This is a genomic window from Paenibacillus validus NBRC 15382, assembly GCF_004000985.1.
Lineage (GTDB): Bacteria > Bacillota > Bacilli > Paenibacillales > NBRC-103111 > Paenibacillus_G > Paenibacillus_G validus.
The window spans coordinates 12,861-35,337 of record NZ_BIMH01000017.1 but is presented as its reverse complement, the minus strand read 5'-3'; the positions used below and the strand labels follow the sequence as shown (position 1 = coordinate 35,337).

Sequence of the window (22,477 nt, the reverse complement as noted above, 5' to 3'; positions counted from 1 at the left end):
GGGGGCAGAAAATGACAAATGTGAAGAAGTTTAATGTGAATGAAGAAGGATTAAATCGTTTTTTCGGCCCACTCGAAGCCAAGATTATGAACATATTGTGGTTGTCCGATGGTATGAGTATCAAGGATGTGCAGTCAATTTTAAATCAGGAAAGTCCTATTTCGTTTAACACAGTGATGACCGTAATGAATCGATTGCTGGAAAAAGGGCACCTTAGTAAAGATACACGTGGAAAAGGCAGGAATAGGGTGACAGTTTTCGAACCTGTGCAAACGAAAGAACAATTTCTGCACGTACAAACTAAGGCGGTTACAGATGGCCTCATTCAAGAATTTGGTGATCTTGTTGTGGGACACATGATTGATGCGTTGGAGGATGCCGACTCTGAATTGATCAATAAATTATCGGATAAATTAAATCAACTGAAAAGCAGGAAAGATTTATGAATCCTGTATTCCGAATAAATTTCATTTTCGGTTCCTTGTTACTCGTCGGTGTTATGATTTTAGTACAAATGGGCCTATATATAGCGCATCAACTATGGGATGTTCGCCTTCCCTGGAACTTTTTCCAATATTGTATAAGTGCATTAAAGGAAGAAACCGTAGCCCATAATGTCATAAAATTTTTGATCAACGTGATCATTTTATATACGTTTGGGAAAATGATCTGGCGTCTTTACAAGCAATTACGTTTAACCCAAAAATGGCTCAGGGTGTTTCATAGCAAGAAACATACGAAACTTACCAAACAACTGAATGATAAGTATAAAAAGTGGGGGACAGAGTTCATTGTTGTTAATGATGAGAAGTTTATTGCTCTAACAATAGGATTCTTCCAGCCCCGAATTATTGTTTCAACCGGAGTATTGAGCATGTTTTCCAATCATGAAGTAGAAGCCATTCTGCTTCATGAGTGGTACCACTGCCGGAATCGTGACCCATTGAAAATGTTCCTGTTAGCTTTGATCCTTGACGGGTTAGGGTATATACCGACGATGAAGGCGATGGTACGTGATTTTAAGACATGGAAGGAATTGCTTGCCGACCGATTCGCCATTAAGCAAATGGGGACGGAGTATTATTTAGGCAATGTTCTACTAAAGCTATCAAAAGTAGGCAAGATGCAGCACTCTACTGCAGTTGCTTACTTTGCAGAAAATGCAATCAATTATCGAATTATGCAAGTTCTTGAACCGAAACAGCGGATCCATGTTCCCATGTCTGACTTTAAACCGTTGTTACTGACCCTATCTCTTATATTTATTATGAGTAGCATTATTTTAGGTGGGTGTTCGTAAGCCCGCCCTTTTCAAAACAATTTACACTACAATCAGTAGTGTGAAAAGGGAGGTAACCTTTTTGAATGCTGCAGATTTAAGCATTTGGCTTGTATTTGGCGCAGGTCTTTTATCATTTATTTCGCCCTGCTGTCTTCCATTGTATCCTTCTTATCTATCATACATTACAGGTATTTCTGTAAAAGATTTGCAAGAAGGTAAAGGAATGCTCCACCGGCAAGCGATGATGCATACGGTGTTTTTTATGATCGGTTTCTCAATTATTTTTATTGCTCTCGGTATCTCAGTTAGTTTCATAGGAAACTTATTTACTGATTATCAAGACCTGATACGCAAACTTGGAGGTATTATGGTCGCTGTTATGGGTCTGGTTATGCTTGGAGTTTTTACACCCAAGTTCTTAATGAAAGACGCGAGAGTTACTTTCAAGAACAAGCCAGTTGGTTATTTTGGTTCCGTACTTGTCGGGATAACGTATGCGGCGGGTTGGACACCCTGCGTCGGACCAATTTTGTCGGCGGTGATTATGCTTGGAGTGGCCAATCCGAATCAGGCAATTATCTATACCGTTGCTTACACAATTGGTTTTGCTATTCCGTTTTTCGTGATGGCATTCTTTATCGGACGATTAAAATCGATACTTAAATATTCAGGCATCTTGATGAAAATTGGTGGGGCCTTGATGGTATTGACCGGAATTCTGTTGTATACGGACCAAATGACAAAAATTACGATTTTCTTGATTCAGTTATTCGGTGGATTTACAGGATTTTAAAAGGAAGTAGTATGCTGGAAAATATAACTTTTTGAATATGGTAATGGAGAGAAGGAAAAGGATGAAAAAACAATGGATAGTGCTAGCGACTATTGTTGTTCTCACCGTTGCGGCTGTTTATCAATCGCCATCACCAAATAATAAGGAAGAACTGCCCAAAGTAGGGTATCGAGCCCCGCAGATTTCACTAACTGGACTTGATGGGAAGGCGTATTCTTTTGATGACTTGAATGGCAAACCCGTTGTTATTAACTTTTGGGCATCATGGTGCGGCCCATGCAGGATTGAGGCGCCCGATTTGGTGAGACTGTATGAAAAATATAATGAACAGATCGAGATTTATGCAGTAAACGTTACTGTCGGCGACAGTATTGATGGAGCAAAAGCTTTTGTGGAGGAATACGGTTTTGATTTCCCCGTTTTACTGGATCCGGAAGGAACAGTGTCTGGGCGATATCAGATCAGGCCAATTCCAACAACCTTTTTTGTAAATGGGAAAGGCGTCATTGTGGATCAGGTAATCGGAGTTGTAGATTCCCGAGATTTGGAAAGTAAATTTAAGCGACTTATTCGTTAGGGGGCAAAGGGTTATGCCGGAAATACTGCAATTTGGACCCTTTATGATTAAATTGGACTGGCTGCTGATGGGGTTTTCAGGAATGGTTGGCTACTATGTACTGCAAAAGCTAATCAAAAACTCCCCTTTCTATGATCGTCCAATTCTTGATAAGCTTTTCAATAGTTTTATTATCGTATTCTTCGTCTGGAAATTCAGCCCCTTGCTTTTCTCGCCGTCTATTTTATGGAGTAACCCGTATCGATTAATTACTATGATTGGTTCTTCAACGGGATTATGGATAGGAGTTACGGTTGCCGTATTTTACATGACCATAAGTATACGGCGATTGAAAGTTCCGGCTTTTTTTATTGGTGACCTGCTTGCTATTGGAACCATCACGTCAGTCCTCGTATACAGTTTGATTGGATGGCAATACGGTTCGGCTACTTCGTTGCCTTGGGGAATTTCGATTGAAAGCCCTCAGTTTAAATATCATCCTATCAATGTTTACATGCTGTTTATTACAGTTCCCATGCTCATTTACTTGTGGAGACAACGGTCGAAGGTCGGTTCGGGAAACATAGTTGTTCTGTTTTTAACTTATTTTGGTGCAGGCTTGATGCTAGTGTCGTTATTTAAGCCGAAAGCAATTTTTCTACTAGGGTTATCTGGACAACAAATCGTGTATTTGTTGATGATGGCAGCGGGATTTATATCTTCCATGTTCTTAAACAGATTGAAACATCATGAACAGACATCAATAAGCGAAAGGGATGAAGATCAACATGATGCCGCGTGGGTATTATCTTCTGATCCAGGAAATGCTGTTGCTGACCAAATCCGATCTGAAAATTCGAGCAAAGAGAACAGGACAATATTTTCAGATTAAACAAGATGCATTATCGTTTATACAAACAGAATGGTTTGAAGCGCTCTGCTTTGCGGTGGATTTAGACCCGGATGCGGTAAGGGACTGTTTTTTTGGGCGAACGCCTAATTTGCAAAACAATTATAGGGCAAGGTAGGGTATAGGATGAGAGTGATTCTTTTTTCGATTGGCGATTTCCAAGTTCGATCATATGGATTGGTCGTTGCTTTAGCCATCATGTTGGCCATGGGTGTGGCGTATTATTTAGCAAAAGGGACAACATATCGCAAACATATTCCAAACATGATGTTTTATGTACTAATCGGAGCAATCTTGGTTGCAAGAATTTGGCATGTGTTCTTCTTCCAATGGGACTATTACTCCAAACATTTAGTGGAGATACCTGCTATTTGGAACGGAGGTATTGCCATTCAAGGAGCGCTAGTAGGTGGATTTATCGCTGCGGCGATTTACGCCCGAGTGGCTCGGATTTCATTTTGGGAGCTGGCGGACACGATGGCGCCAGCTATTATATTTGGCCAGGCTATCGGTCGTATCGCTTGCTTTTTAAATGGAGATGCGTATGGATCACCTACAGGCTCAAGTTTTGGCATCGTTTATCCGGAAGGCACAATGGCATATGCCGAATACGGTCCGCAACCACTTTGGCCAGCCGAGATATGGGAAGGTCAGTGGGATTTCATTGTATTTGCGATTTTATTGATCATGAAAAATAAAACATGGCCTAAAGGGTTTTTGTTCTTATCTTATAACATCTTGTATGCGATCGGAAGGTTTATGCTGGAGTTTTTAAGAGGTGACTCTCCTAGATATCTTTTTAATTGGACAGCAGGACAATGGACGAGTGTAGTTGTGATTGTAATTAGTCTGGTAATCATGATGATCTTCACTTTAAGACAGAAACGAAAAGACCCCGAAGATCTTTCGCCCAAGTTAGAACAAATTCATTAAAAGGAGGGTCGCTTGTGATAAGAAATAAGTGGTTTGTCTTACTTGTATTGATTGTAGTTATGTTAGGAGCGGCCTCCATCAAGTTTTTAACAACGAACAAGTCCCTAGAAACTATACCTGAACTGCAAATCGTGGATACTAAGATGCTCACGAATATGATCAACAGTAAAAAAGATATGGTCATTGTCGATTTAAGGGAACCCGAATTATTTTCCAATAGTAGAGTACCCAACTCGATAAACATTCCTTTTGAGGAGATTCAGTTGAGGTATACTGAACTGCCTAAGGATAAGGAAATTGTCTTTGTGTGTCATACCGGTCGTATGGGAGTGGAAAGTGGGAACCTTTTGTTAGAGAATGGTTATAACCAGGTTTATAATCTTGACGGCGGTATGGCTAAATGGACGGGGGACCTCGAGAAGTAACTATCCGTTAAAATACGAGCACGTTAAGAAGGAGGACTAGCGGTTGAAAAACATTTATAAAGCAATTCTAATCCTTCTCATTGCCTCAGTCCTTGGTTCTTGTTCAATGATGGGAATGATGAATCGATCAGAACCCACAAGTGAAAAAAGACAACGGAAAGAAGTGGATATTAATCAGTTTTCAATACTTCCAATCGATGATACCTTTTATACAAGGCCTCAAATCGAAGGCGATAAGATCACATATAATATCGTTGCACAAACAAGAGGTCTCGTCGGGAATAAAACTAAACCTTTATTCCTATAACGGAACTGTACCCGGCCAAGAAATCCGTGTAAAAGTAGGGCAGCAGGTAGAAGTCAATTTGAAGAATGAGCTGGATCAGCCCGTAACCATCCACTGGCATGGATATCCTGTTCCGGTAGATATGGATGGAGTACCCGGGGTAACACAGAACGCAGTGAAACCTGGAGAGAGTTTTCAGTATTCATTTACAGCAACCGTTCCAGGCACCTATTGGTATCATTCCCATTACAAAAGTGCCGAGCAAGTGGATCTTGGGTTATATGGTGCACTGATCGTGGAGGGCGACCGGCAAACGGAGTTGGACCGAGATTATACGTTTATCCTGGATGAGATGAATAGTAAGGGAAAAGCAGGATCAAAGGGTATGATGGGAAGCTCCAATGATGATCTTTTCACTGTAAACGGCAAGTCTGGTGATTTGATTTCTGCGTACGAAATTCAAACGGGTGAGAATGTGCGGTTGCGTTTTATAAATGCAGGATATATAACCCATTATATGAACTTGGGTTCGATCGAATATAGAGTCGTGGCGGTTGATGGGCAGGCAGTAATGGATCCGCAAATAATCCAAAATAAGCTTTTGCCCGTTGGACCAGGGGAAAGATACGATGTGGAATTTACTGCGCCCGATAGCAGCTTTTTTATAAGAGAGATGTTAAATACGCCTGCTGCAGATGGATTAATCATTCCATTAATTAATAGAACATCCAAGAAAACATTGGATGAAACGGAGTATGACGGAATCTTTACATTGACTGGATCCGGGATTGCAACAGAATATGCTTCTCTTGCATCAAATAAATATGATCAAGAATACAAGATGGTGCTGTCGCATGGAATGAAAGGAATGGGGATGATCTATACAATTAATGGAAGGACATATCCTGATATCGATCCGCTTGATGTGAAGAGAGGGGATATTATTAAAGTAACATTAGAAAGCAAAGATATGATGTTCGATCATCCTATGCATTTGCATGGACACTTTTTTCAAGTATTAAGTAAGGATGGCTCACCGGTTGAAGACGGGGCGATCTTCAAAGATACACTTGTTGTAAAACCGGGCGAGAAGTATGAGTTGGCTTTCATTGCAAATAATCCCGGAGAGTGGATGTTTCATTGCCACGATCTCAACCATGCGAGTTCTGGGATGATGACATCAGTACTTTATGACGGGTATGCAATTCCGAGCCATATTGATCAATCGCAGCCGAGCGAGTAAGATTAGCGTGTTTCTACGGACATTAAGGAGTGGTCATCATTGAACGAATGTTGTCAATCATCATCGTTGGAAAAGTCGAATCTTAATTATTGCCCTATTTGTCAGCAAAAGGGCAAGAACGTTCCTCTTATTACACTCAAAGCAATGCTTATACCAAAAGCCTTAGAAACCATAGACAGTGAATTGATATACACATTCTGCTCAAATTCCTCATGTGAAGTAGTTTATTTCAGCAATGATCAAACTTACGTTTCAGACGACCTCAAAATATCTGTATTTCAGAAAAACAAGGCTTTGAATGTGCCGGTTTGCTACTGTTTTGGATGGACGAGAAAACGCCTAACGGAAGCAACTCTAAAAAACCAACGCCCCATAGAACATATACGCATGCAGGTACAAGCCAAGCGTTGTGGCTGTGAAGTTAATAACCCGCAAGGGTCTTGTTGTTTGGGTAATGTAACCTCATTTATACGCAGCATTAACACGGATAAAAATCCTACGTCTTAATATCAATATTGTTCTATAATGGATGAACACGAACGGCAGAGATCATTCCAGCCTCCTGATGGCCAGGCAATGTACACACTGCTCGGTATTCACCTGTTTTCTCCAGAGTGGCGATTACACTGCTTCTTTGCCCTGGTTTTGCATGGACATGAATATCAGTTCCGACAATTTCAAAGTCATGTTCAACATTTCCCGCGTTATACAAAATAATCTTTATTTTTTCGTTCGCATTCATGTGGATTGTGGATGGGGAAAATGAAAATTCATTCGCTATTATTGCGAGTTCATTTTTGGATAGGTCTGGTAAATTCTTCTCTAGTTGGTGTTCATGCGTAGCGTTAGGATCAGCTGTATTATTGTATTGTTTACCGTAGTAGTTATTGTGTAAATCGCTCCCTACACCCAAAATAATTATGACTGCAAACAAAACGATTACGGCAAACATAGAGACTGGTTTGGACAATAATGATGATCTTTTCTGTAAATGTTCTAGCTTTATTTCTCCCTGTAACATCAGAAATAAAAGAAACAGCACACCGGTACAAAGAACTGACATGATTTTTATGGCTGCAATTGTATATGATGTAGGGATCATGACCATAAACATTGTGCCCATCATGCCGCCCATGATACCCGATAAAAGTCCGTCCAATATGGCCATAATACTAATAGGGATTCCAGAAACTGTCCCGATGATTCCCCCGATTAACATACTAATTATTGTTGCATGAAAGATTTCACCCGGGAGCCATATAACGAGCAGCGTCCCTACGCCTAAACCGATTGTCATTCCCTGCACCATTGCAGCCATCATACCGGCCATACAGGATAAACGATGGCGGAAAACGATAATGAATCGAAGAATCCATATGGTTAAAACGGAATAAATACCCAGGAAAAAGAAAGTGTTCGTCATTTTTTGCCCTCCAGTAAATGATAGCTTGTATATTAAAAATATGTATGGAATGTCCTAAATATTAATGTGGAAAAAACTTGATTTCAACAACTTCTACACAGGGATCTCATAATTAGGAATTACAATTGAGTTATAAAAACTCATATAAGATAACCAAGAAAGGAAGTGAAGGTAAGATGAATTGGTACTGGTTGTTAATGCTTGTTTGTCCAATAATGATGATATGGATGATGAAAGGAATGCATGGCGATCATAAAGCCGGAAACTCAAATAACAGTCATTCTCTTGAACAAGTGACTAACGAGTTGAACGAATTAAAGGAACGGAATAACGAACTACATCGACAGGTTGAAAATTTGCAACAAAAACAGCATGTTTAAAATACGGAAGGGGCATATGCCTCTTCTTTGTATTTTTACATCGATTCTAAGCGCTATAACAAGGGACAAAAAAACTCCCTGGTTTGTAGCGCTTTTTCCATGTCGTGGAATTATACTCAAATATGGTTGAAGCCTTTTTTAAACACAGTCAAATTTTCATTTGAATGTATAAAAAGATCGTGCTATGATAATAATCAAATAAAGGTTTGATTGAAGGGGTGACGGAATGAGCAAAAAGGAAAAAGACACTTGTGATATTTACTGTTATGACGAACCCAAGGTTCAAAGGGTACAAAAATCGCTTGAAGGGCAAAATATTCACGGCATGGTCAAAATGTTTAAGGTATTAGCCGACGAAACACGTATGAAGATCGCCTTCGCCCTTTGTGAAGAAGATGAACTTTGCGTTTGCGACGTCGCGAATATTATCGGTTCAACAATGGCGACGGCTTCGCACCACTTACGGACGTTAAATCAACTTGGATTAGCGAAAAACCGTAAGGAAGGCAAATTAGTGTTCTACTCGTTAGAAGACGATCATGTTCGTCAATTGGTACAGTTAGCATCCACACATTCGGGGGATTTGATTACTAATGGCAAGTAATGTAGAAAATAACGCTATAAGTGAAGAAAATAAAAATGTTTTCCGCGTGCAAGGCTTTACATGTACCAATTGCGCGGGGAAATTTGAAAAGAACGTCAAGGACTTACCCGGTGTAAAGGACGCACAAGTTAACTTCGGTGCTTCAAAAATAACTGTTTACGGCAAGACAAGCGTTCAAGAACTTGAAAAAGCTGGCGCTTTCGAGAACTTAAAAGTTACGCCAGAAAAAGAACGTGTAGTCGAGAAGAAAAAACCATTTTGGTTAGCAAACTGGAATGTATTACTTTCGGTCGTTCTACTGGTTGCGGGTTATTTACTTGGTGAACAATACGGGGAAGAAAGCATTCTATCTTCAATAACATACGGCGCATCGATCATAATTGGCGGGTACGCATTATTCATTAAAGGTATAAAGAATCTTTTCCGTCTTAATTTTGATATGAACACGCTTATGACCGTAGCAATTATCGGCGCCGCGGCTATCGGCGAATGGGGCGAAGGCGCAACGGTCGTCATTCTATTCGCTATCAGTGAAGTTCTGGAACGCTACTCGATGGAAAAAGCCCGTCAATCCATTCGTTCCCTTATGGACATTGCACCGAAAGAAGCGCTAATACGTCGCGGTTCCGCTGAACTAATGGTTAACGTTGACGATATTCAAGTAGGCGATATTATGATCGTGAAACCGGGACAAAAACTTGCGATGGACGGCGTTGTTATTAAAGGGACATCAACGATTAACCAAGCCGCGATAACAGGCGAATCCGTTCCCGTATCTAAAACAATTGACGATGAAGTATTTGCGGGAACCTTAAACGAAGAAGGTTTGCTTGAAGTTAAAGTTACAAAATTAGTCGAGGATACGACGATTTCAAAAATTATCAACCTTGTCGAAGAAGCACAGGCGGAACGCGCACCTTCGCAAGCGTTCGTTGATCGGTTCGCGAAATACTATACGCCCGCGATTATGATTTTGGCGTTAGGTATTGCCGTTGTTCCTCCGCTTATCCTTGGTGGCGATTGGGGCGAATGGGTTTATAGGGGATTGGCGCTACTCGTCGTCGGTTGTCCTTGTGCGTTAGTTATTTCAACACCTATTTCGATTGTTACGGCTATTGGTAACGCGGCAAAGAATGGCGTTCTTATCAAAGGCGGTATTCACCTTGAAGAAGCTGGACGCCTTTCAGCAATCGCTTTTGATAAAACAGGTACTTTGACAAAAGGCTTCCCGGAAGTAACTAACGTTGAAACTTTCGGAACGATAGACGAAAAGGGATTGCTTGCTATCGCGGCAGTTATCGAAAAAGGGTCGCAACACCCGCTTGCTTCCGCGATTGTTCGAAAAGCTGAAAGCATCTGCGCCGATTTATCACTTACCGTTGAAGACTTTCAGTCCATTACGGGCAAAGGTGTAAAAGCGAAGGTAAACGGGGAATTGTATTACATCGGAAGTCCGAAACTTTTCACAGAACTTCATTCCAATATGAATGTTGAAACGAATCAGCGTATCGAAGTTCTTCAAAAGCAGGGGAAAACAGTTATGGTATTGGGTACTGAACAACAAGTTCTTGCCTTAATCGCCGTTGCTGACGAAGTACGCGATTCCAGTGAAGACGTTATCAAACAACTGCACGAAATTGGCATCAAGAAGACGATTATGCTTACGGGCGACAATCAAGCAACCGCCGAAGCTATCGGGCAACGACTGAATGTTACGGACGTTAAAGCCGATCTAATGCCACAAGATAAATTAGACTATATCAAGCAACTTCGCAAAGATTACGGCAATGTCGCAATGATCGGCGACGGCGTAAACGACGCGCCAGCGCTTGCGGCTTCAACGGTTGGTATCGCAATGGGTGGCGCCGGTACAGATACGGCACTTGAAACGGCAGATATTGCGCTTATGGCGGATGATTTAAGTAAATTACCATATACAATTCGATTAAGCCGTAAAACCCTAACGATAATTAAACAAAACATTACGTTTTCGCTCGGTATAAAACTTCTTGCATTGGCGTTTATTGTTCCCGGATGGCTTACGTTGTGGATGGCGGTTTTCGCCGATATGGGCGCGACGTTGATCGTTACGCTAAATAGCCTTAGATTGTTGAAGATCAGAAATAGTAAGTAATTGAAGAAGCCCCGCCACTTTCCGTTACATTTAAAGGTCAGCTAAGCGGGGGGTTCGCTTCGAATAGCGAAGGTCGGGCGGCAATAACTATCGGCTTCGGCGTTCGCTTCGTCTACGCTTCATTTCTCGATCTGCATGTTGTTTGTGGATGTTTAGTTCAATTAATGCGACTTTCTTCGACAATACACCCGCCACGGTCAACGAAGTATGGGATTTTCGGCGATGGGAGTATTTATATAGACGTTGGCCACTTCAAGCATCACAACTGAACTATTAAAAAAATTCTCATCATGTTGTTCCAGTAATCCATTCCGTTGTCCATTGCATTGATACGTGTGAGTATGTGCGACTTGCATCATAATATCACTAAATATTGAAACACTATATTTCTACTAACTACTCGGATTTAGCACGACACACTTTATGCAAATGGCTTATGAGATCATCTATCCTAAAACAAGTTTTGTAAAAGTATTTTTTGAATAATACAAACCAAATATGGATACATTTAACTGATGAACCAAACTTGAAGGGGGATTAGGTTTGTTTGCTGGACAAAAACCAAAGCAACCAAAGAAATGTAAGAATTGTATCTGGGGATATTGGGACGGAATTAAACAATTTTGTTCGAAACAAACATGTGTTCATGCGCGTGACGCGAAAACACGGAATGAAACGGTGACGCTAGAATAGCGGTATCGGACCAGTTGTAAGCGAATATGTCTAAAGAGAAGGGGCAACAAAAAATGACAATATTATCACTGAGATAACATTGTCATTTTTATTTGTTACTTTAAAATACTTCCTCCGAACAAGAAGCGCTTTTCCCACTGTTTACCTTCAATCGTATCGATTCTGACTCCACCCGACTTTTTGGAATAAGTGTGAAGGATTTTTCCATTCCCTAGATAAATACCGTTATGTGTAATACGTTCCTTACTTTTATCGATCCCGCGATAATTCGAATCTTTGCTGCCTTTATAGGACATAAAAAACATAATATCCCCTGGTTTTAGTTTTCGCCAATCTGTTGTGACTGTTCCATTCTTCTTTACATAATCCCCTTGCTTTCTCGAATCAGCCGGAAGCTTAATTTTGGCTCCCTCCAGGTAGGCTTGTCTGACAAAATCGGAACAATCAAATGTCCTGGTGTTAGAACGGCTCGACCCAAATTCATAAGGAGTTCCTAAATATTTCTTCCCGCTACTGATCACACTATGCCTGACCGAAGAAATGTTTGTTAGCTTAATATCCTGTTGATTTTGCGAAGCGGCATAAGCTTGTCCTTGGTAGAAGAGAGGACTTACAACTAGAGTGCTGGTTATCAACCCTATTGCTGCGATCTTTTTCATAGAATCCCTCCAAAAATTAAAGATATATAACTTGCTTGTTCACCCATGGTAACATGTGCGATAGGAGGGGGTTGGATGGAATGTTTTCCAATATACAAAAAGAGATAGGGAAAACGAATTGAGAGATTAATAGTTAATAGAGTTGCCGTGTTCATAAATCATTCAAATTTACAAGATAAATTAAACGATAAGACAGGTAAGCATGGCTGCGCAAATTGACACTAACTCGACATTACACTACAATGAGTAGTATAAAAACGGGTTAAAATACTACAATGAGACTTGGTAATAGGTTGCGATAGAAATTTCACTTTGAAGTTTGAACAAACGATTGGCGGTAAACCCGATTTCTTACAGAAAGGCTAATAAACCGGATGGCCCCTTTATTTAATGTCGATGTTATTGCAGAATGGCTAAGAAGTTATGGGGTATGGGCCATCCTGATTAGTTTACTGATCAACATTCTGATCAGTATATTAGGACTCGTTCCCACCCTGTTTTTATCAGGAGCTAACGCTGTTGTATTCGGATTTATCCCTGGATTTTTTCTTTCCTTGGCAGGGGAAGCACTTGGGGCAGCAGTTTCATTCTGGTTGTATCGATGGGGGTTCGGTAAGCAAAAGAAAGTAAAAAAAGAGAATTGGAAATGGTTACAACGATTTAACGAGGCGGGCCGCAGTCGTCGGGCAATGATTCTGTTTATAGCTCGGTTGACTCCACTGATTCCTTCCGGCGTCATAACTTTTGCCGCAGCGATCTCGCGAATGCCTTTTACCGATTTTTTTCTTATTACTTCGCTGGGCAAAGCCCCTTCCATTGCGTTGGAGACAATGGTGGGACATGATTTGATTCGCATCGGCGAATATTATCCCAGACTATTAATTTCGCTTTTTTGTTTATTATTAATTTATTTGTTATATAGAAAGAAACGAATATGAGACAATGTTCAGTTGCATTAGATTTGACTACATCATTACAGAAGAAGGGAATTTCATTATGAACACATTATTAATTGGAACAGGTGCATTATTTGTTCTATTCTTTGCATTACATTGGAACGCATCCCACAAAGTAAAGCAGCTCAAAGATGTGAAGAGGCAGGAAGACCGATATCAGCGACAGAAGTGGACCAAAATAGCAACCGGATTCAGGTGGGCATGGGTCGCATCTCTAATCGCGGTCATCATTAGCGGCGTGTTGTCTTTGCAGGGAACGGCTTCAAAAACGATTACGTTGACGCATGTCCATGGTCTCGGTTATTCAGGGGACGGACAGCGAATTTTAATCCCTTCTCACCTCGGTTTGAAAGTTTACTCACAAGGGAAATGGTCAGACGGTCAAGGAGAAAAACACGATTATATGGGATTTACCACTGTGGACAACGGTTTTTATAGCAGCGGGCATCCGGCACAGGGTTCGAATAAAAGGAATCCTTTTGGAATTGTAAAAAGTTCAGATGAAGGTAAAAGCTTTGAAATCCTGGATTTGTATGGGGAAATTGATTTTCATTTAATGAGTGCAAGTTACAAGACGCACACCATTTACGCAGTTAACCCGGAGCCGAACTCTAGGTTAACAACAACGGGATTATATTATTCCAAAGACGATGCAAAGACATGGAACAAAAGCGAAATGACTGGAATAGATGTTGAACTGTCCGAACTGACATCTTTAGCTGTTCACCCGTCCGATGATTCAATCGTTGCAGTTGGAACGACAAAAGCGTTGTATGTATCCAAAGATTCAGGCAACCAATTCGAAAAAATAGCCGATCTACAGGTAACTTCTCTTACCTTTGGTATGGAAGGAAATATAATCGTTGGCAGCTACAAACAAAAAGGGGTTATTTATCAAATGGATCTGCAACAGAAACAGTTGGTTGAGGTGAATATTCCAGATCTTGTTGAAGATGCAGCATCGTATATTGCACAGAACCCAACGAATACCAAAGAACTTGTTTTCGCCACTTTTAATCTGGATGTATATATATCCTTGGATGAAGGGATGAACTGGAGGAAAATTGCGGATAAAGGAAAAGGGGTTTAAGAATAACAGTGAAACGTAATCGAAGATGGATTCAAATTGTTGTATTGTCGGTCGTATTGGTAATTGGAGCTTATACAATTGGATCAGCGTTATTTAGATCAGATTCTTCCGTAAAAATTGGCTCAAAAGCCCCCGAGTTTAAGCTTTTTGGTTTGGATCAACAGGTTCATCAATTAGCAGACTATGAAGGGAAAGCACTGGTAATCAATTTTTGGGGTACGTTTTGTCCGCCATGTGTGAACGAGATGCCGGCTCTGCAAAAACAATATGATCAATGGAAAGACGACAATGTGGTAGTGCTTGGCATTAACTTAAGTGAAAGCCGGGTTACAGTACAAAGTTTTATTGATCGATACGCGATTACGTTTCCGATCATTATCGACAACGACAACGAAATCCGAAACAAATATAATGTTATGTCTTATCCCACGACGTTTTTCGTAGATTCATCTGGCGTGATCAAAGATAAATTTATTGGTGAGATGAAAGAACAAGATATCCTCATCCGGATAAATCGATTATTACAATAATTGCTTCGTGAGCAGTTTATGATCAGGAGGCTGCAATGGATAAATTATTCAACAAATATTATGATCGGTTGATGCAGCCGCTAGAAACAAAAATATTCGGCCGGATAAGAAAACAGCTTCTTTCTAAGGCGAAAGGAAAAGTGCTGGAAATTGGCTCAGGTACGGGTATTAACTTTTTGTACTATGAGTTTGCAGATCAAGTCATTGCAATAGAGCCAGATCCAATGATGTTGGAGCAATCCCTAATTAAAGCACGTGAAGCTACAGTTCCGATCGAAGTGGTACCGGGAGATGCCCAAAATCTACCGTATCCAACCAATTCGTTCGATTCAATCGTTGGAACACTAGTATTATGTACGATACCTGACCCGGCGAAAGCTCTGGCCGAAATCCATAGAGTATGCAAGCCTGAAGGAACGATTTTAATTTTTGAACACGTAAGGTTAAATCATCTGGTCCTTGGTAAAATACAAGACTGGTTAACGCCCGTTTGGAAACGATTATGTGTTGGTTGTCATTTAAACCGCAATACACTTGAAACCGTTGAACAAGCAGGTTTCAGAGTGGTGCAAACGACGTCGATGTGTAGGGAACTGTTCCTAGTAATTGAAGCAAGAATAAAATAAATTGGAAATGTGAGACTGCGGTGAACGATAAAGCGGCAGTTATTCTGGAAATAAAATAGACTGCTTTTATGTATCCGCGAAACACTACGTTATGTAGTTTATAATAGATGCTTGTCAAGGTTCGATGTGTGATGAAAGCATAACTGCCAAATCTATTTAACGGATTTTGGGGGGTGAATAGTTAATGTACTCCTTTTTTAGTAAAATTAGCGCCTTCCTTAGCGAACCATTCGTTAACGCGGCGAACACTGATATCGCCTTTCTTGCGGCGCTGTTTCTCGGTTTTGTTGGTTCGGTTGCTCCTTGTCAAATGTCAGCGAACGTTGCGGCTATTACTTACTTTGGGCAGCGTCAAGCGCAAGCAAGGTTGTCGTGGCCCGAAACGTTCATGTATTTATTAGGGAAGATGATTGTATTCAGTATTTTCGGTGCTTTGTTTTGGTTTTTCGGTCAAAAGATATCCACTGACATGATCCCTTTATATTCTTTTGCAAGAAAGCTGCTTGGGCCGTTATTGATTTTAATCGGATTGTTTTTGCTTGGCTGGATTCGGCTTCCTTTTCAACTTGGGGCTCGAGTGGCAGGATTTTTTGAAAAATTGGCCGATCGAACCGGAGGAAGGAGCGGAGCCTTTCTAATGGGGATTGCATTTTCGCTAGGATTTTGTCCAACAATGTTTGTTTTGTTCTTCGGTTCGCTTATGCCTTTGGCATTGCAATCAACATATGGCGTAGTGTTGCCATCTGTTTTTGCAATCGGTACCGCAATGCCGTTTTTACTAATTGCCGGGTTTGCTGTAGGTTTCGGGTTAGATCGAGTCATTGTTAAGCGTGCCAAAAGGTGGGGGTTGTGGATACAAAAACTTGCGGGTGTGTTATTTATAGTGCTGGGCATAAGCGATACCTTGACATATTGGACTCTAATGTAAATCATGGGAGGTGCCAACGGAAAAATAATGCAGAGTGAGAGCCACGAGTAGTTGATTAGACCTATTGTGTGATCAAGAAATTTTTCGCGAACTTACAATTTGTGACGCTTCTATAGTTTATCCTGTATCATTCGATATGAAATGATATAGAATCGACAAATATCAACACATTTAAACACGTGGGACTTAGGGCGGTGCCAGAAAAATAAAAATTATGGTATTATAAGGCTATGATTTGGAAGAAATAATAGGAAAAATGGCAAACCAGATCGAAAGGCTGGGACGCAAAGCCACGGGTCTTCTGCACTATTGCAATGATCGCCGGGTTACCCTCACAAATCTCACATCTACGAAAAACTAGACACGGCCGTTTGAGGGTACGTGTCTTTTTGTCGTGATTCTAGAATGAATACGAGGTGATGATATATGGAGGAGCGTGTACGCTATGCTGCAAAAGTTGAAGAAGTCATGCGCTGGCAAGAAAGCAGGATACAAGTATTGCTGGTGGACAGCGACCCCGTATGGCAACAACGGTTGACGGCGTTGATCGATGCTGAGCCGGATATGAGTATATCTCATATTGCAACAAACAAAGAATCGGCTATTCGAGCCAGTATGCAATTGGATTTAGACGTAATGATTCATGACCCGGTGTTACATTCGTCGCAACAGGATGGATTGGATACAATTGCCGAAGTGTTGAAGATCAAATCACTGCCAATCATTATCTTGACTTCACTCTACCAGCCCGAGATCATTGTGGATGCAATGCTGGCCGGAGCGATCAATTATATTACCAAGATCAATTATGTGGATGTCGCAAGTGCCGTCAGGGAAGCGTATCAAGGGCAATCCTCCCTTCACGCCGATGTTGCATCCATCATCCGTAATGAAATTGGACTTGTTAAGCGAAGGGAATTGCATCGAATGCTGACTCCTACTGAAAAAGAAATCTTGCAGTTGATCGGTTGGGGCTATACACAACCGGTAGTTAGAGAATTGCTCGGAATCACGTCTAACACAATGAAGACGCATGTTCGCAATATCATTCGCAAATTCGACGTATCTTCCATTCGCGAAGCAGCGGAAAAAGCGAAACGTAGGGGCTTGTACGATCAACTAGATCGCATCACCTGTTAGCGATTCGTTTCCGATTCGAGCCGTTTCGCGATGGTTTGACAACCAATGATCTGTTGGTATGAGGGAAAAATCACCCTCCTCTTTCGAATGTATTATTGGTAAAATGTGGACAAATGCAGGTATCTACAGAGGAATTTTATTACCAAGTTTGTAGGAGGTGAGAATCAAAAATTGACTTAAGTTGCGAAAAATGGCATCCTTACTGCTTCCTCCACTTTACTAGAGAAGGGACGATGATAATGAAAACGGAGCGTGAACAACCTATAATCATGACGATTAACAGGCAGGCTGGCGGAACAATTTCAGGCAGCATGCACAGCAAGGAGGGAATTGTGATGACGCTGACCCAGCACCCCGTCCCCTATGAGAAAGTAGAATTATGGCTGAAGTCTTACAAGGACTGGAAGGCGAGACTGAAGTACATGCAGTCAGAACTGTCCTACATCCCTGAATTAACGCGTACGCTACAAATGGTTGCGGCTCACAGCAGCGGCAGAAAACAGGAAACGGTTTTACGGACGGTTATACGACGTATCGAAATCACCGAACATGAAATCCCGTTGCTGCTATCCAGAATCGGTTTGATCGACTATGCTTTCTCGGCTCTCACCCCGGAAGAAAGCTTGTTCATTCGGTTACGATATATGGATCAACTGGCGCTTTCAGACGCCATGAGCCGCCTAGCACTTTCCCGCCGCGCGTACTTCTACCTTCGAAAGCGAACATTGCACAAAATCTATATGAAAATCAAAGATCGGGCGGTTTTGTTGGATTTGGATTCGTCCCAAAATGATTGACCGGTTTCAGAAGATGCATATGCGCATCTTCTTTTTTTGCGTCCATTTTTCATTTTAATACGTTTTTATTCGTTACGTCCAATCCCAGTAAATACGATTAATGTCTCGCCAATTGATTCAATGAGTATTGAGGAGATTATAACACATACATTGGATACTGAGAATAGCGAATCTATCGAATGTTCATTTGACTTACTCTGCCTTATAAGCTGAAAGAATAAGGTGGTGGAAATGTGAACTCAATTCGGGATTCGTTAGGTCAGCGCATTCGCACATTGCGGGAACAATACGGATGGACGCAAGAGCAGCTTGCAGAGCGGGCAGACCTCCATCCTAATTATATCGGACAAATTGAACGCGGGCTAAAGAACGTTTCATTGGATAATATTTATAAACTGGCTGTTGGTTTGCGCATGGATTTGTCTCAGTTATTTGTTTTTGAGAATCGCGAACTTCCAGAGCCGTTGTCCCAGATTGGCCAAATGCTACAGCATTGTTCCGAAGAAGATTTAGATTTTCTGATTCAACACATCGAGCATTTGTTGAAGTGGAGACAAAAGTAAGTAACTGCTCGAAAGGAAGCGCCGGAACTGCATCGAACATGCACCGAACGCAGCACTGGATTTGCTCTCTTTTTGCACAAAGTCTGCACGCGTTATGCACATGATCCGTGTTATGATGTTAGTGTGGACAGGTTGTGCAACCACAAGCATCATGAAGACTGGTTGTCCCTTTCATCAAGCGCCGTTTCTTTCCCTGCTATCCCAGTGGGAAGAAATACGGCGCTTTTTTTATTTTGTTACTGATACAGCAGTCGTCGACTATATTCCGAATGTAAAGGAGTTGAACTAAACATAGGGCAACGCCAACCATCAAAGGCCCGCACAATTTCTCGCACGGTGTTGCCAGGTGAGAAAGGGAGTTGATGTTGATGTATCCCGACGACACATAATAACAAGCGGCGAATGATTCATCGGCATGCGTGGAATCAAGTTTATCAAGTCTTACGATCAGACCTGGTCGCAATCAAGCGTTGGCACGCTCTGCGGCAAGGTCTTTTTTGTTGTCCTTCCCGCTTGTCAGGAAGCGTCGGCTGTCGCTCTCCCCCCTCTGTTTTGATTGATCAAACAAACCAAAACGGAGGGACGAGTATGAAAAAGATCAATTTGAAAGACATATATCCTTTTTGGAAAACGGATGTATGGGTTGAAGTGGATGACGAGGTGGCTCAGGAGCTGCATCGGTTTGAATTAATTGAAAGCGCATACAAACTGCGCACGTATCGTCACCGGGCGTATTACTCGCTGGATCGAAACGATGGAATTGAGAAGGACGTTCTTTTTCTTTCGATTTCGCCGGAGGAGTACTATGAACGCAAGCTCTCCCGGCAACAGCTTTACGAAGCGTTGTGCCAGTTGCCGGAGAAATCGGCCAGACGAATTTATGCACACTTTTTTCTAGGCATGAGCAAAGTCGCTATTGCCAGAGCTGAGCATGTCGATGAACGGGCCGTTCGTAAATCTATTAAACAAGGCTTAAAGATAATGGAGCGTCTACTCAAAAACATGTGATTTTTCGTCATTGGGTCCGGTTTTCCCGTCAGAATGAAATGTTATATAGAGGATCTTTTCAGACAGCGGCTGGTTGCATCCAGCCGCTCATCATTCTCGGTGAGAGGGGCAAGTATCGATGCATCCTATTCGATTTCGGGATGAAGAACACGAGAGGTTCTATCATCAAATGCTGGCTGAAAGGAAATGCAACGACGGCTATCATCGTGCGCTTTTTTACACATTGGGCATTTCCCGGGAAACTAGGAGTCATGTACGTGATTTGTTTGATTTTTCTAACGGCGGCATTAATCCCAAGGGCCTTTCGGCCCCATGGCAAACCGGCAGTTCCATTCGAATATGTCGGCTCGCCTTTAATCTATGGAACGGGTGGACCGAACCAGGTGGGGAACGCTTCTCCACTCCCAACGAATTATTCGATTGCAGCTACGCCCCTTTCTTTTTCGAGGCAATTCATCTTCGTTATCCGGAATATTTCCGAAGTCAGGAAAAGATTTTCAAACGGCTATCTGAACAAACCCGCTGAACAGATACCGATTGTCGGGGGTGCATAAGAAGATGAAAGAAATTAAAACGAGGGTTGTTGTAAAAAACATAAAACGGCTGGATAGGTTCAAAAATTTAATGGAACGAGTAAGGAAAACGGGTGTCCGAGTCAAGAATCATACAGACAACGATGAGTCGACTTCCCCATCTCCTGTTGAATTTGCGCAACACCGCACCGCATCGTCAATTAAAACAATGGCTCAAATGGGCATTCGCATGAAGACCAACAGCAGACTGATTCGGTTGATTCAAAAAAAGAGGGCAACTCCAGTTGAAGATGCTGCTAATCCACAATCGAGTGGGTTACCCGTAAAAAAGTATAAGAAAACGACAGACGGGGTTATGAAGGCGAGAAAAAATCCCGTTAACGATTCCCGACTTTCCCCGAATGCCGATGCTTCTAACATGAGTACACTGCGATTTACCCGTAGGATGCAACCCCGTGAGCCGTTCGATGGAAAATACCTTTTGCCTTCTGATCAACTACCGGGAAAACAACGCTTTGTACGAAGCCGGGTCAATGCCCGGCTTTTGCATCGTTCTCAAAAAAACAGCTTTCCTGACCAGATGCTAAGAATGGACGTTAGACATCCAAAGTCCGTCGTAAAAAATGAAATAATCATCACCGCCGCGGCATCTCATTCAGCAAATGTACGAAGCAATCACCCTAAAACGCTAACGCCGGAAAGATTGAAGCCACGACATTTCAGACAAGCGTTATCCCGTATCCCCTCCGCTATATCAAAACAAGCAGGTTCAACGATCAAACGTAAAGAACGAAAATTCAAGGTATTACCCCTATTTATTAAAACCGGGCAACGACTGGGTCAGACTAATAATCATCCGGATTCGCAAGCCGAAGGGAAAATGAATGCGTTCAAAACGGCACGGCGGACAGTACAAATGGTGATGACTGCCCGCCGATCTGTTCAAAGGGCACAAGCCGCCGCGAGATTTAATCTTCGGATCATTAGAATGGTTGCAAAAGCAACCGCCCTGCTCGTCAAGGGATTGACGGCGCTTTTGGGGATCAGTAGTTCCGTTATCATCTTGTTGTGCATTGTAATGGCGGTAGCCGCAGTCATTTCCTCTCCCTTTGGCATCTTTGTATCCGGCGAAAATACGGACGCCGATGTAAAGCCGCTTTCCCAAATTGTTGAACAAATGGACGATGAATTTGCCGCCAGACTGGAAGAAGTACAGCAATCAGCCGACCCTGTAGACCGGGTGGAAATTCATTATCCTGGCAGCGCGGACAATACTCGAATGGATAATTGGATGGATATTATAGCCGTCTTCGCCGTGAAGACCGTCATGGATGCTGAAAATGGAATGGATGTGGCTACGCTCGATGCAACAAGAATCGGTATAATCCAATCCGTTTTTTGGGATATGAATCCAATAGAAACTCACGTTGAAACGATAGAACATAAGGAAACAATGACGGTAGAACATGAAGACGGGAGCACCAGCGAAGAAACGATTACCAACTACGAGTACATTTTGCATATTACGATTGCCAGCAGGACTGCGGAGCAACAGGCCGACATATACCGCTTTACAAGTGAACAGAAAGACATAATAAATGAAATGCTATCCGTAGAGTTCCGACCTTTCATGTTAGCGATCTTAGGTAAAGAACAGGATATTGGATTTACGCCGGAATAACCTGAAACGATTAAACATCATCTGCCCTAAGAGGAATTGTTCGATTTGGATAAACAAGTCCTGTTTGGCAGATCGCATTCTACGAACGCAAATTGATCCTCCGAAAAGATAAGGCTCAAGTTCTGAGCCTTATTCGCGTTAGCGTGCCCCATAAAGCATATATCTTCTTGCTGGACAAAATTGGTTCACGGGCGGTTATCAAGTGTTGGCTTCAATAAACTTTGGCTGTGGAAAGCGCGTTTATTGCGAAAAAGAAGGAATAAAGTCCCCTTTTGTCAAATAGGTAACTTTCGGGAGTAGCGAA

General features: G+C 41.9%; 26 protein-coding genes and 1 riboswitch. Of the genes, 24 read left to right on the top strand and 2 right to left on the bottom strand.

Annotated features, from left to right (window positions below):
* Positions 1-11: 11 nt before the first annotated feature.
* The 10 genes from PVA01S_RS13370 (at position 12) to PVA01S_RS13330 (ending at position 6,935) form a co-directional block, all read left to right on the top strand.
* On the top strand, positions 12-446 hold the full coding sequence (locus PVA01S_RS13370) for a BlaI/MecI/CopY family transcriptional regulator (RefSeq protein ID WP_127608032.1): 435 nt from the start codon (positions 12-14) through the stop codon (positions 444-446).
* A complete protein-coding gene (locus PVA01S_RS13365; protein WP_127608031.1) occupies positions 443-1,300 on the top strand; it encodes a M56 family metallopeptidase in 858 nt (285 codons plus the stop codon). The genes PVA01S_RS13370 and PVA01S_RS13365 overlap by 4 nt, the downstream gene beginning before the upstream one ends.
* Before the next feature lie 61 nt (positions 1,301-1,361).
* The gene (locus tag PVA01S_RS13360; protein ID WP_127608030.1) at positions 1,362-2,075 is read left to right on the top strand and encodes a cytochrome c biogenesis CcdA family protein; all 714 of its coding nucleotides are present in this window, start codon (positions 1,362-1,364) and stop codon (positions 2,073-2,075) included.
* A gap of 61 nt (positions 2,076-2,136) precedes the next feature.
* On the top strand, positions 2,137-2,652 hold the full coding sequence (locus PVA01S_RS13355) for a TlpA family protein disulfide reductase (RefSeq protein ID WP_127608029.1): 516 nt from the start codon (positions 2,137-2,139) through the stop codon (positions 2,650-2,652).
* 13 nt (positions 2,653-2,665) lie between these two features.
* Positions 2,666-3,523 carry a prolipoprotein diacylglyceryl transferase gene (locus PVA01S_RS13350; protein WP_127608028.1) on the top strand — a complete coding sequence of 286 codons (858 nt, stop codon included), beginning with the start codon at positions 2,666-2,668 and terminating at the stop codon, positions 3,521-3,523.
* 144 nt (positions 3,524-3,667) lie between these two features.
* Positions 3,668-4,474 (top strand): prolipoprotein diacylglyceryl transferase, encoded by an 807-nt coding sequence (gene lgt, locus PVA01S_RS13345; RefSeq protein WP_127608027.1) that lies wholly within the window; start codon positions 3,668-3,670, stop codon positions 4,472-4,474.
* 14 nt (positions 4,475-4,488) lie between these two features.
* The gene (locus PVA01S_RS13340) at positions 4,489-4,899 is read left to right on the top strand and encodes a rhodanese-like domain-containing protein (RefSeq protein ID WP_236595681.1); all 411 of its coding nucleotides are present in this window, start codon (positions 4,489-4,491) and stop codon (positions 4,897-4,899) included.
* A 43-nt stretch (positions 4,900-4,942) separates the two neighbouring features.
* Entirely contained in the window at positions 4,943-5,206 is a 264-nt protein-coding gene (locus tag PVA01S_RS26620; protein WP_164751825.1) for a hypothetical protein, read from the top strand.
* Positions 5,097-6,428 carry a multicopper oxidase family protein gene (locus PVA01S_RS13335; RefSeq protein ID WP_236595690.1) on the top strand — a complete coding sequence of 444 codons (1,332 nt, stop codon included), beginning with the start codon at positions 5,097-5,099 and terminating at the stop codon, positions 6,426-6,428. The genes PVA01S_RS26620 and PVA01S_RS13335 overlap by 110 nt, the downstream gene beginning before the upstream one ends.
* A 39-nt stretch (positions 6,429-6,467) precedes the next feature.
* Positions 6,468-6,935 (top strand): putative iron-sulfur cluster-binding metallochaperone, encoded by a 468-nt coding sequence (locus tag PVA01S_RS13330; RefSeq protein ID WP_127608025.1) that lies wholly within the window; start codon positions 6,468-6,470, stop codon positions 6,933-6,935.
* Between the two features lie 13 nt (positions 6,936-6,948).
* Here PVA01S_RS13330 and PVA01S_RS13325 read toward each other — a convergent pair whose 3' ends face one another.
* Positions 6,949-7,851 carry a cupredoxin domain-containing protein gene (locus PVA01S_RS13325; RefSeq protein ID WP_127608024.1) on the bottom strand — a complete coding sequence of 301 codons (903 nt, stop codon included), beginning with the start codon at positions 7,849-7,851 and terminating at the stop codon, positions 6,949-6,951.
* Positions 7,852-8,027: 176 nt separating this feature from the next.
* Here PVA01S_RS13325 and PVA01S_RS13320 point away from each other — a divergent pair, with 176 nt between their 5' ends.
* The 3 genes from PVA01S_RS13320 (at position 8,028) to PVA01S_RS13310 (ending at position 10,969) form a co-directional block, all read left to right on the top strand.
* Positions 8,028-8,231: a DUF2933 domain-containing protein gene (locus PVA01S_RS13320; RefSeq protein ID WP_054798818.1), complete on the top strand. Its 204-nt coding sequence runs from the start codon at positions 8,028-8,030 to the stop codon at positions 8,229-8,231.
* Positions 8,232-8,457: 226 nt separating this feature from the next.
* On the top strand, positions 8,458-8,835 hold the full coding sequence (locus PVA01S_RS13315) for an ArsR/SmtB family transcription factor (RefSeq protein ID WP_054796030.1): 378 nt from the start codon (positions 8,458-8,460) through the stop codon (positions 8,833-8,835).
* Positions 8,825-10,969, top strand: a complete 2,145-nt coding sequence (locus tag PVA01S_RS13310; RefSeq protein ID WP_127608023.1) for a heavy metal translocating P-type ATPase — start codon at positions 8,825-8,827, stop codon at positions 10,967-10,969. Before PVA01S_RS13315 ends, PVA01S_RS13310 begins: the two co-directional genes overlap by 11 nt.
* 788 nt (positions 10,970-11,757) lie before the next feature.
* Here the strand turns inward: PVA01S_RS13310 and PVA01S_RS13305 are convergent.
* The gene (locus PVA01S_RS13305; protein WP_127608022.1) at positions 11,758-12,321 is read right to left on the bottom strand and encodes a C40 family peptidase; all 564 of its coding nucleotides are present in this window, start codon (positions 12,319-12,321) and stop codon (positions 11,758-11,760) included.
* A 374-nt stretch (positions 12,322-12,695) separates the two neighbouring features.
* On the opposite strand from PVA01S_RS13305, the gene PVA01S_RS13300 reads away from it, so the two are divergent.
* The 11 genes from PVA01S_RS13300 to PVA01S_RS13250 all read left to right on the top strand — a co-directional run bounded on the left by PVA01S_RS13300 (position 12,696) and on the right by PVA01S_RS13250 (position 22,173).
* A complete protein-coding gene (locus tag PVA01S_RS13300) occupies positions 12,696-13,259 on the top strand; it encodes a TVP38/TMEM64 family protein (RefSeq protein WP_127608021.1) in 564 nt (187 codons plus the stop codon).
* A 58-nt stretch (positions 13,260-13,317) separates the two neighbouring features.
* Entirely contained in the window at positions 13,318-14,367 is a 1,050-nt protein-coding gene (locus PVA01S_RS13295; RefSeq protein WP_164751823.1) for a F510_1955 family glycosylhydrolase, read from the top strand.
* A gap of 8 nt (positions 14,368-14,375) precedes the next feature.
* Positions 14,376-14,897, top strand: coding sequence for a thiol-disulfide oxidoreductase ResA (gene resA, locus PVA01S_RS13290; RefSeq protein ID WP_127608019.1), 522 nt, complete (start codon positions 14,376-14,378; stop codon positions 14,895-14,897).
* A gap of 35 nt (positions 14,898-14,932) precedes the next feature.
* Entirely contained in the window at positions 14,933-15,523 is a 591-nt protein-coding gene (locus PVA01S_RS13285; protein ID WP_127608018.1) for a class I SAM-dependent methyltransferase, read from the top strand.
* Between the two features lie 184 nt (positions 15,524-15,707).
* Complete coding sequence (locus PVA01S_RS13280; protein ID WP_127608017.1) at positions 15,708-16,451, top strand: urease accessory protein UreH domain-containing protein; 744 nt, start codon at positions 15,708-15,710, stop codon at positions 16,449-16,451.
* 248 nt (positions 16,452-16,699) lie between these two features.
* Positions 16,700-16,785: riboswitch (cyclic di-GMP riboswitch) on the top strand.
* Positions 16,786-16,877: 92 nt separating this feature from the next.
* Positions 16,878-17,591, top strand: a complete 714-nt coding sequence (locus PVA01S_RS13275) for a response regulator (protein ID WP_127608016.1) — start codon at positions 16,878-16,880, stop codon at positions 17,589-17,591.
* Positions 17,592-17,830: 239 nt separating this feature from the next.
* Entirely contained in the window at positions 17,831-18,388 is a 558-nt protein-coding gene (locus PVA01S_RS13270) for a hypothetical protein (protein ID WP_054796027.1), read from the top strand.
* A gap of 233 nt (positions 18,389-18,621) precedes the next feature.
* A complete protein-coding gene (locus PVA01S_RS13265) occupies positions 18,622-18,951 on the top strand; it encodes a helix-turn-helix domain-containing protein (RefSeq protein WP_054796026.1) in 330 nt (109 codons plus the stop codon).
* Positions 18,952-19,539: 588 nt separating this feature from the next.
* Positions 19,540-19,959 (top strand): RNA polymerase sigma factor, encoded by a 420-nt coding sequence (locus tag PVA01S_RS13260; protein ID WP_127608015.1) that lies wholly within the window; start codon positions 19,540-19,542, stop codon positions 19,957-19,959.
* 118 nt (positions 19,960-20,077) lie between these two features.
* A complete protein-coding gene (locus tag PVA01S_RS13255) occupies positions 20,078-20,485 on the top strand; it encodes a DUF6075 family protein (RefSeq protein WP_127608014.1) in 408 nt (135 codons plus the stop codon).
* A gap of 32 nt (positions 20,486-20,517) precedes the next feature.
* Entirely contained in the window at positions 20,518-22,173 is a 1,656-nt protein-coding gene (locus PVA01S_RS13250; RefSeq protein WP_127608013.1) for a hypothetical protein, read from the top strand.
* Positions 22,174-22,477 lie beyond the last annotated feature (304 nt).

Excerpts from the sequence above, each read along its gene's own strand:
- lgt (WP_127608027.1), top strand. The coding sequence starts at position 3,668 with ATGAGAGTGATTCTTTTTTCGATTGGCGATTTCCAAGTTCGATCATAT.
- PVA01S_RS13310 (WP_127608023.1), top strand. The coding sequence starts at position 8,825 with ATGGCAAGTAATGTAGAAAATAACGCTATAAGTGAAGAAAATAAAAAT.
- PVA01S_RS13320 (WP_054798818.1), top strand. The coding sequence starts at position 8,028 with ATGAATTGGTACTGGTTGTTAATGCTTGTTTGTCCAATAATGATGATA.
- PVA01S_RS13315 (WP_054796030.1), top strand. The coding sequence starts at position 8,458 with ATGAGCAAAAAGGAAAAAGACACTTGTGATATTTACTGTTATGACGAA.
- PVA01S_RS13350 (WP_127608028.1), top strand. The coding sequence starts at position 2,666 with ATGCCGGAAATACTGCAATTTGGACCCTTTATGATTAAATTGGACTGG.
- PVA01S_RS13370 (WP_127608032.1), top strand. The coding sequence starts at position 12 with ATGACAAATGTGAAGAAGTTTAATGTGAATGAAGAAGGATTAAATCGT.
- PVA01S_RS13325 (WP_127608024.1), bottom strand. The coding sequence starts at position 7,851 with ATGACGAACACTTTCTTTTTCCTGGGTATTTATTCCGTTTTAACCATA.
- PVA01S_RS13270 (WP_054796027.1), top strand. The coding sequence starts at position 17,831 with ATGAAAACGGAGCGTGAACAACCTATAATCATGACGATTAACAGGCAG.
- PVA01S_RS13300 (WP_127608021.1), top strand. The coding sequence starts at position 12,696 with ATGGCCCCTTTATTTAATGTCGATGTTATTGCAGAATGGCTAAGAAGT.
- PVA01S_RS13275 (WP_127608016.1), top strand. The coding sequence starts at position 16,878 with ATGGAGGAGCGTGTACGCTATGCTGCAAAAGTTGAAGAAGTCATGCGC.
- PVA01S_RS13335 (WP_236595690.1), top strand. The coding sequence starts at position 5,097 with ATGATACCTTTTATACAAGGCCTCAAATCGAAGGCGATAAGATCACAT.
- PVA01S_RS13255 (WP_127608014.1), top strand. The coding sequence starts at position 20,078 with ATGCATCCTATTCGATTTCGGGATGAAGAACACGAGAGGTTCTATCAT.
- PVA01S_RS13250 (WP_127608013.1), top strand. The coding sequence starts at position 20,518 with ATGAAAGAAATTAAAACGAGGGTTGTTGTAAAAAACATAAAACGGCTG.
- PVA01S_RS13280 (WP_127608017.1), top strand. The coding sequence starts at position 15,708 with ATGTACTCCTTTTTTAGTAAAATTAGCGCCTTCCTTAGCGAACCATTC.
- PVA01S_RS13260 (WP_127608015.1), top strand. The coding sequence starts at position 19,540 with ATGAAAAAGATCAATTTGAAAGACATATATCCTTTTTGGAAAACGGAT.
- PVA01S_RS13355 (WP_127608029.1), top strand. The coding sequence starts at position 2,137 with ATGAAAAAACAATGGATAGTGCTAGCGACTATTGTTGTTCTCACCGTT.
- PVA01S_RS13305 (WP_127608022.1), bottom strand. The coding sequence starts at position 12,321 with ATGAAAAAGATCGCAGCAATAGGGTTGATAACCAGCACTCTAGTTGTA.
- PVA01S_RS13295 (WP_164751823.1), top strand. The coding sequence starts at position 13,318 with ATGAACACATTATTAATTGGAACAGGTGCATTATTTGTTCTATTCTTT.
- PVA01S_RS13285 (WP_127608018.1), top strand. The coding sequence starts at position 14,933 with ATGGATAAATTATTCAACAAATATTATGATCGGTTGATGCAGCCGCTA.
- PVA01S_RS13365 (WP_127608031.1), top strand. The coding sequence starts at position 443 with ATGAATCCTGTATTCCGAATAAATTTCATTTTCGGTTCCTTGTTACTC.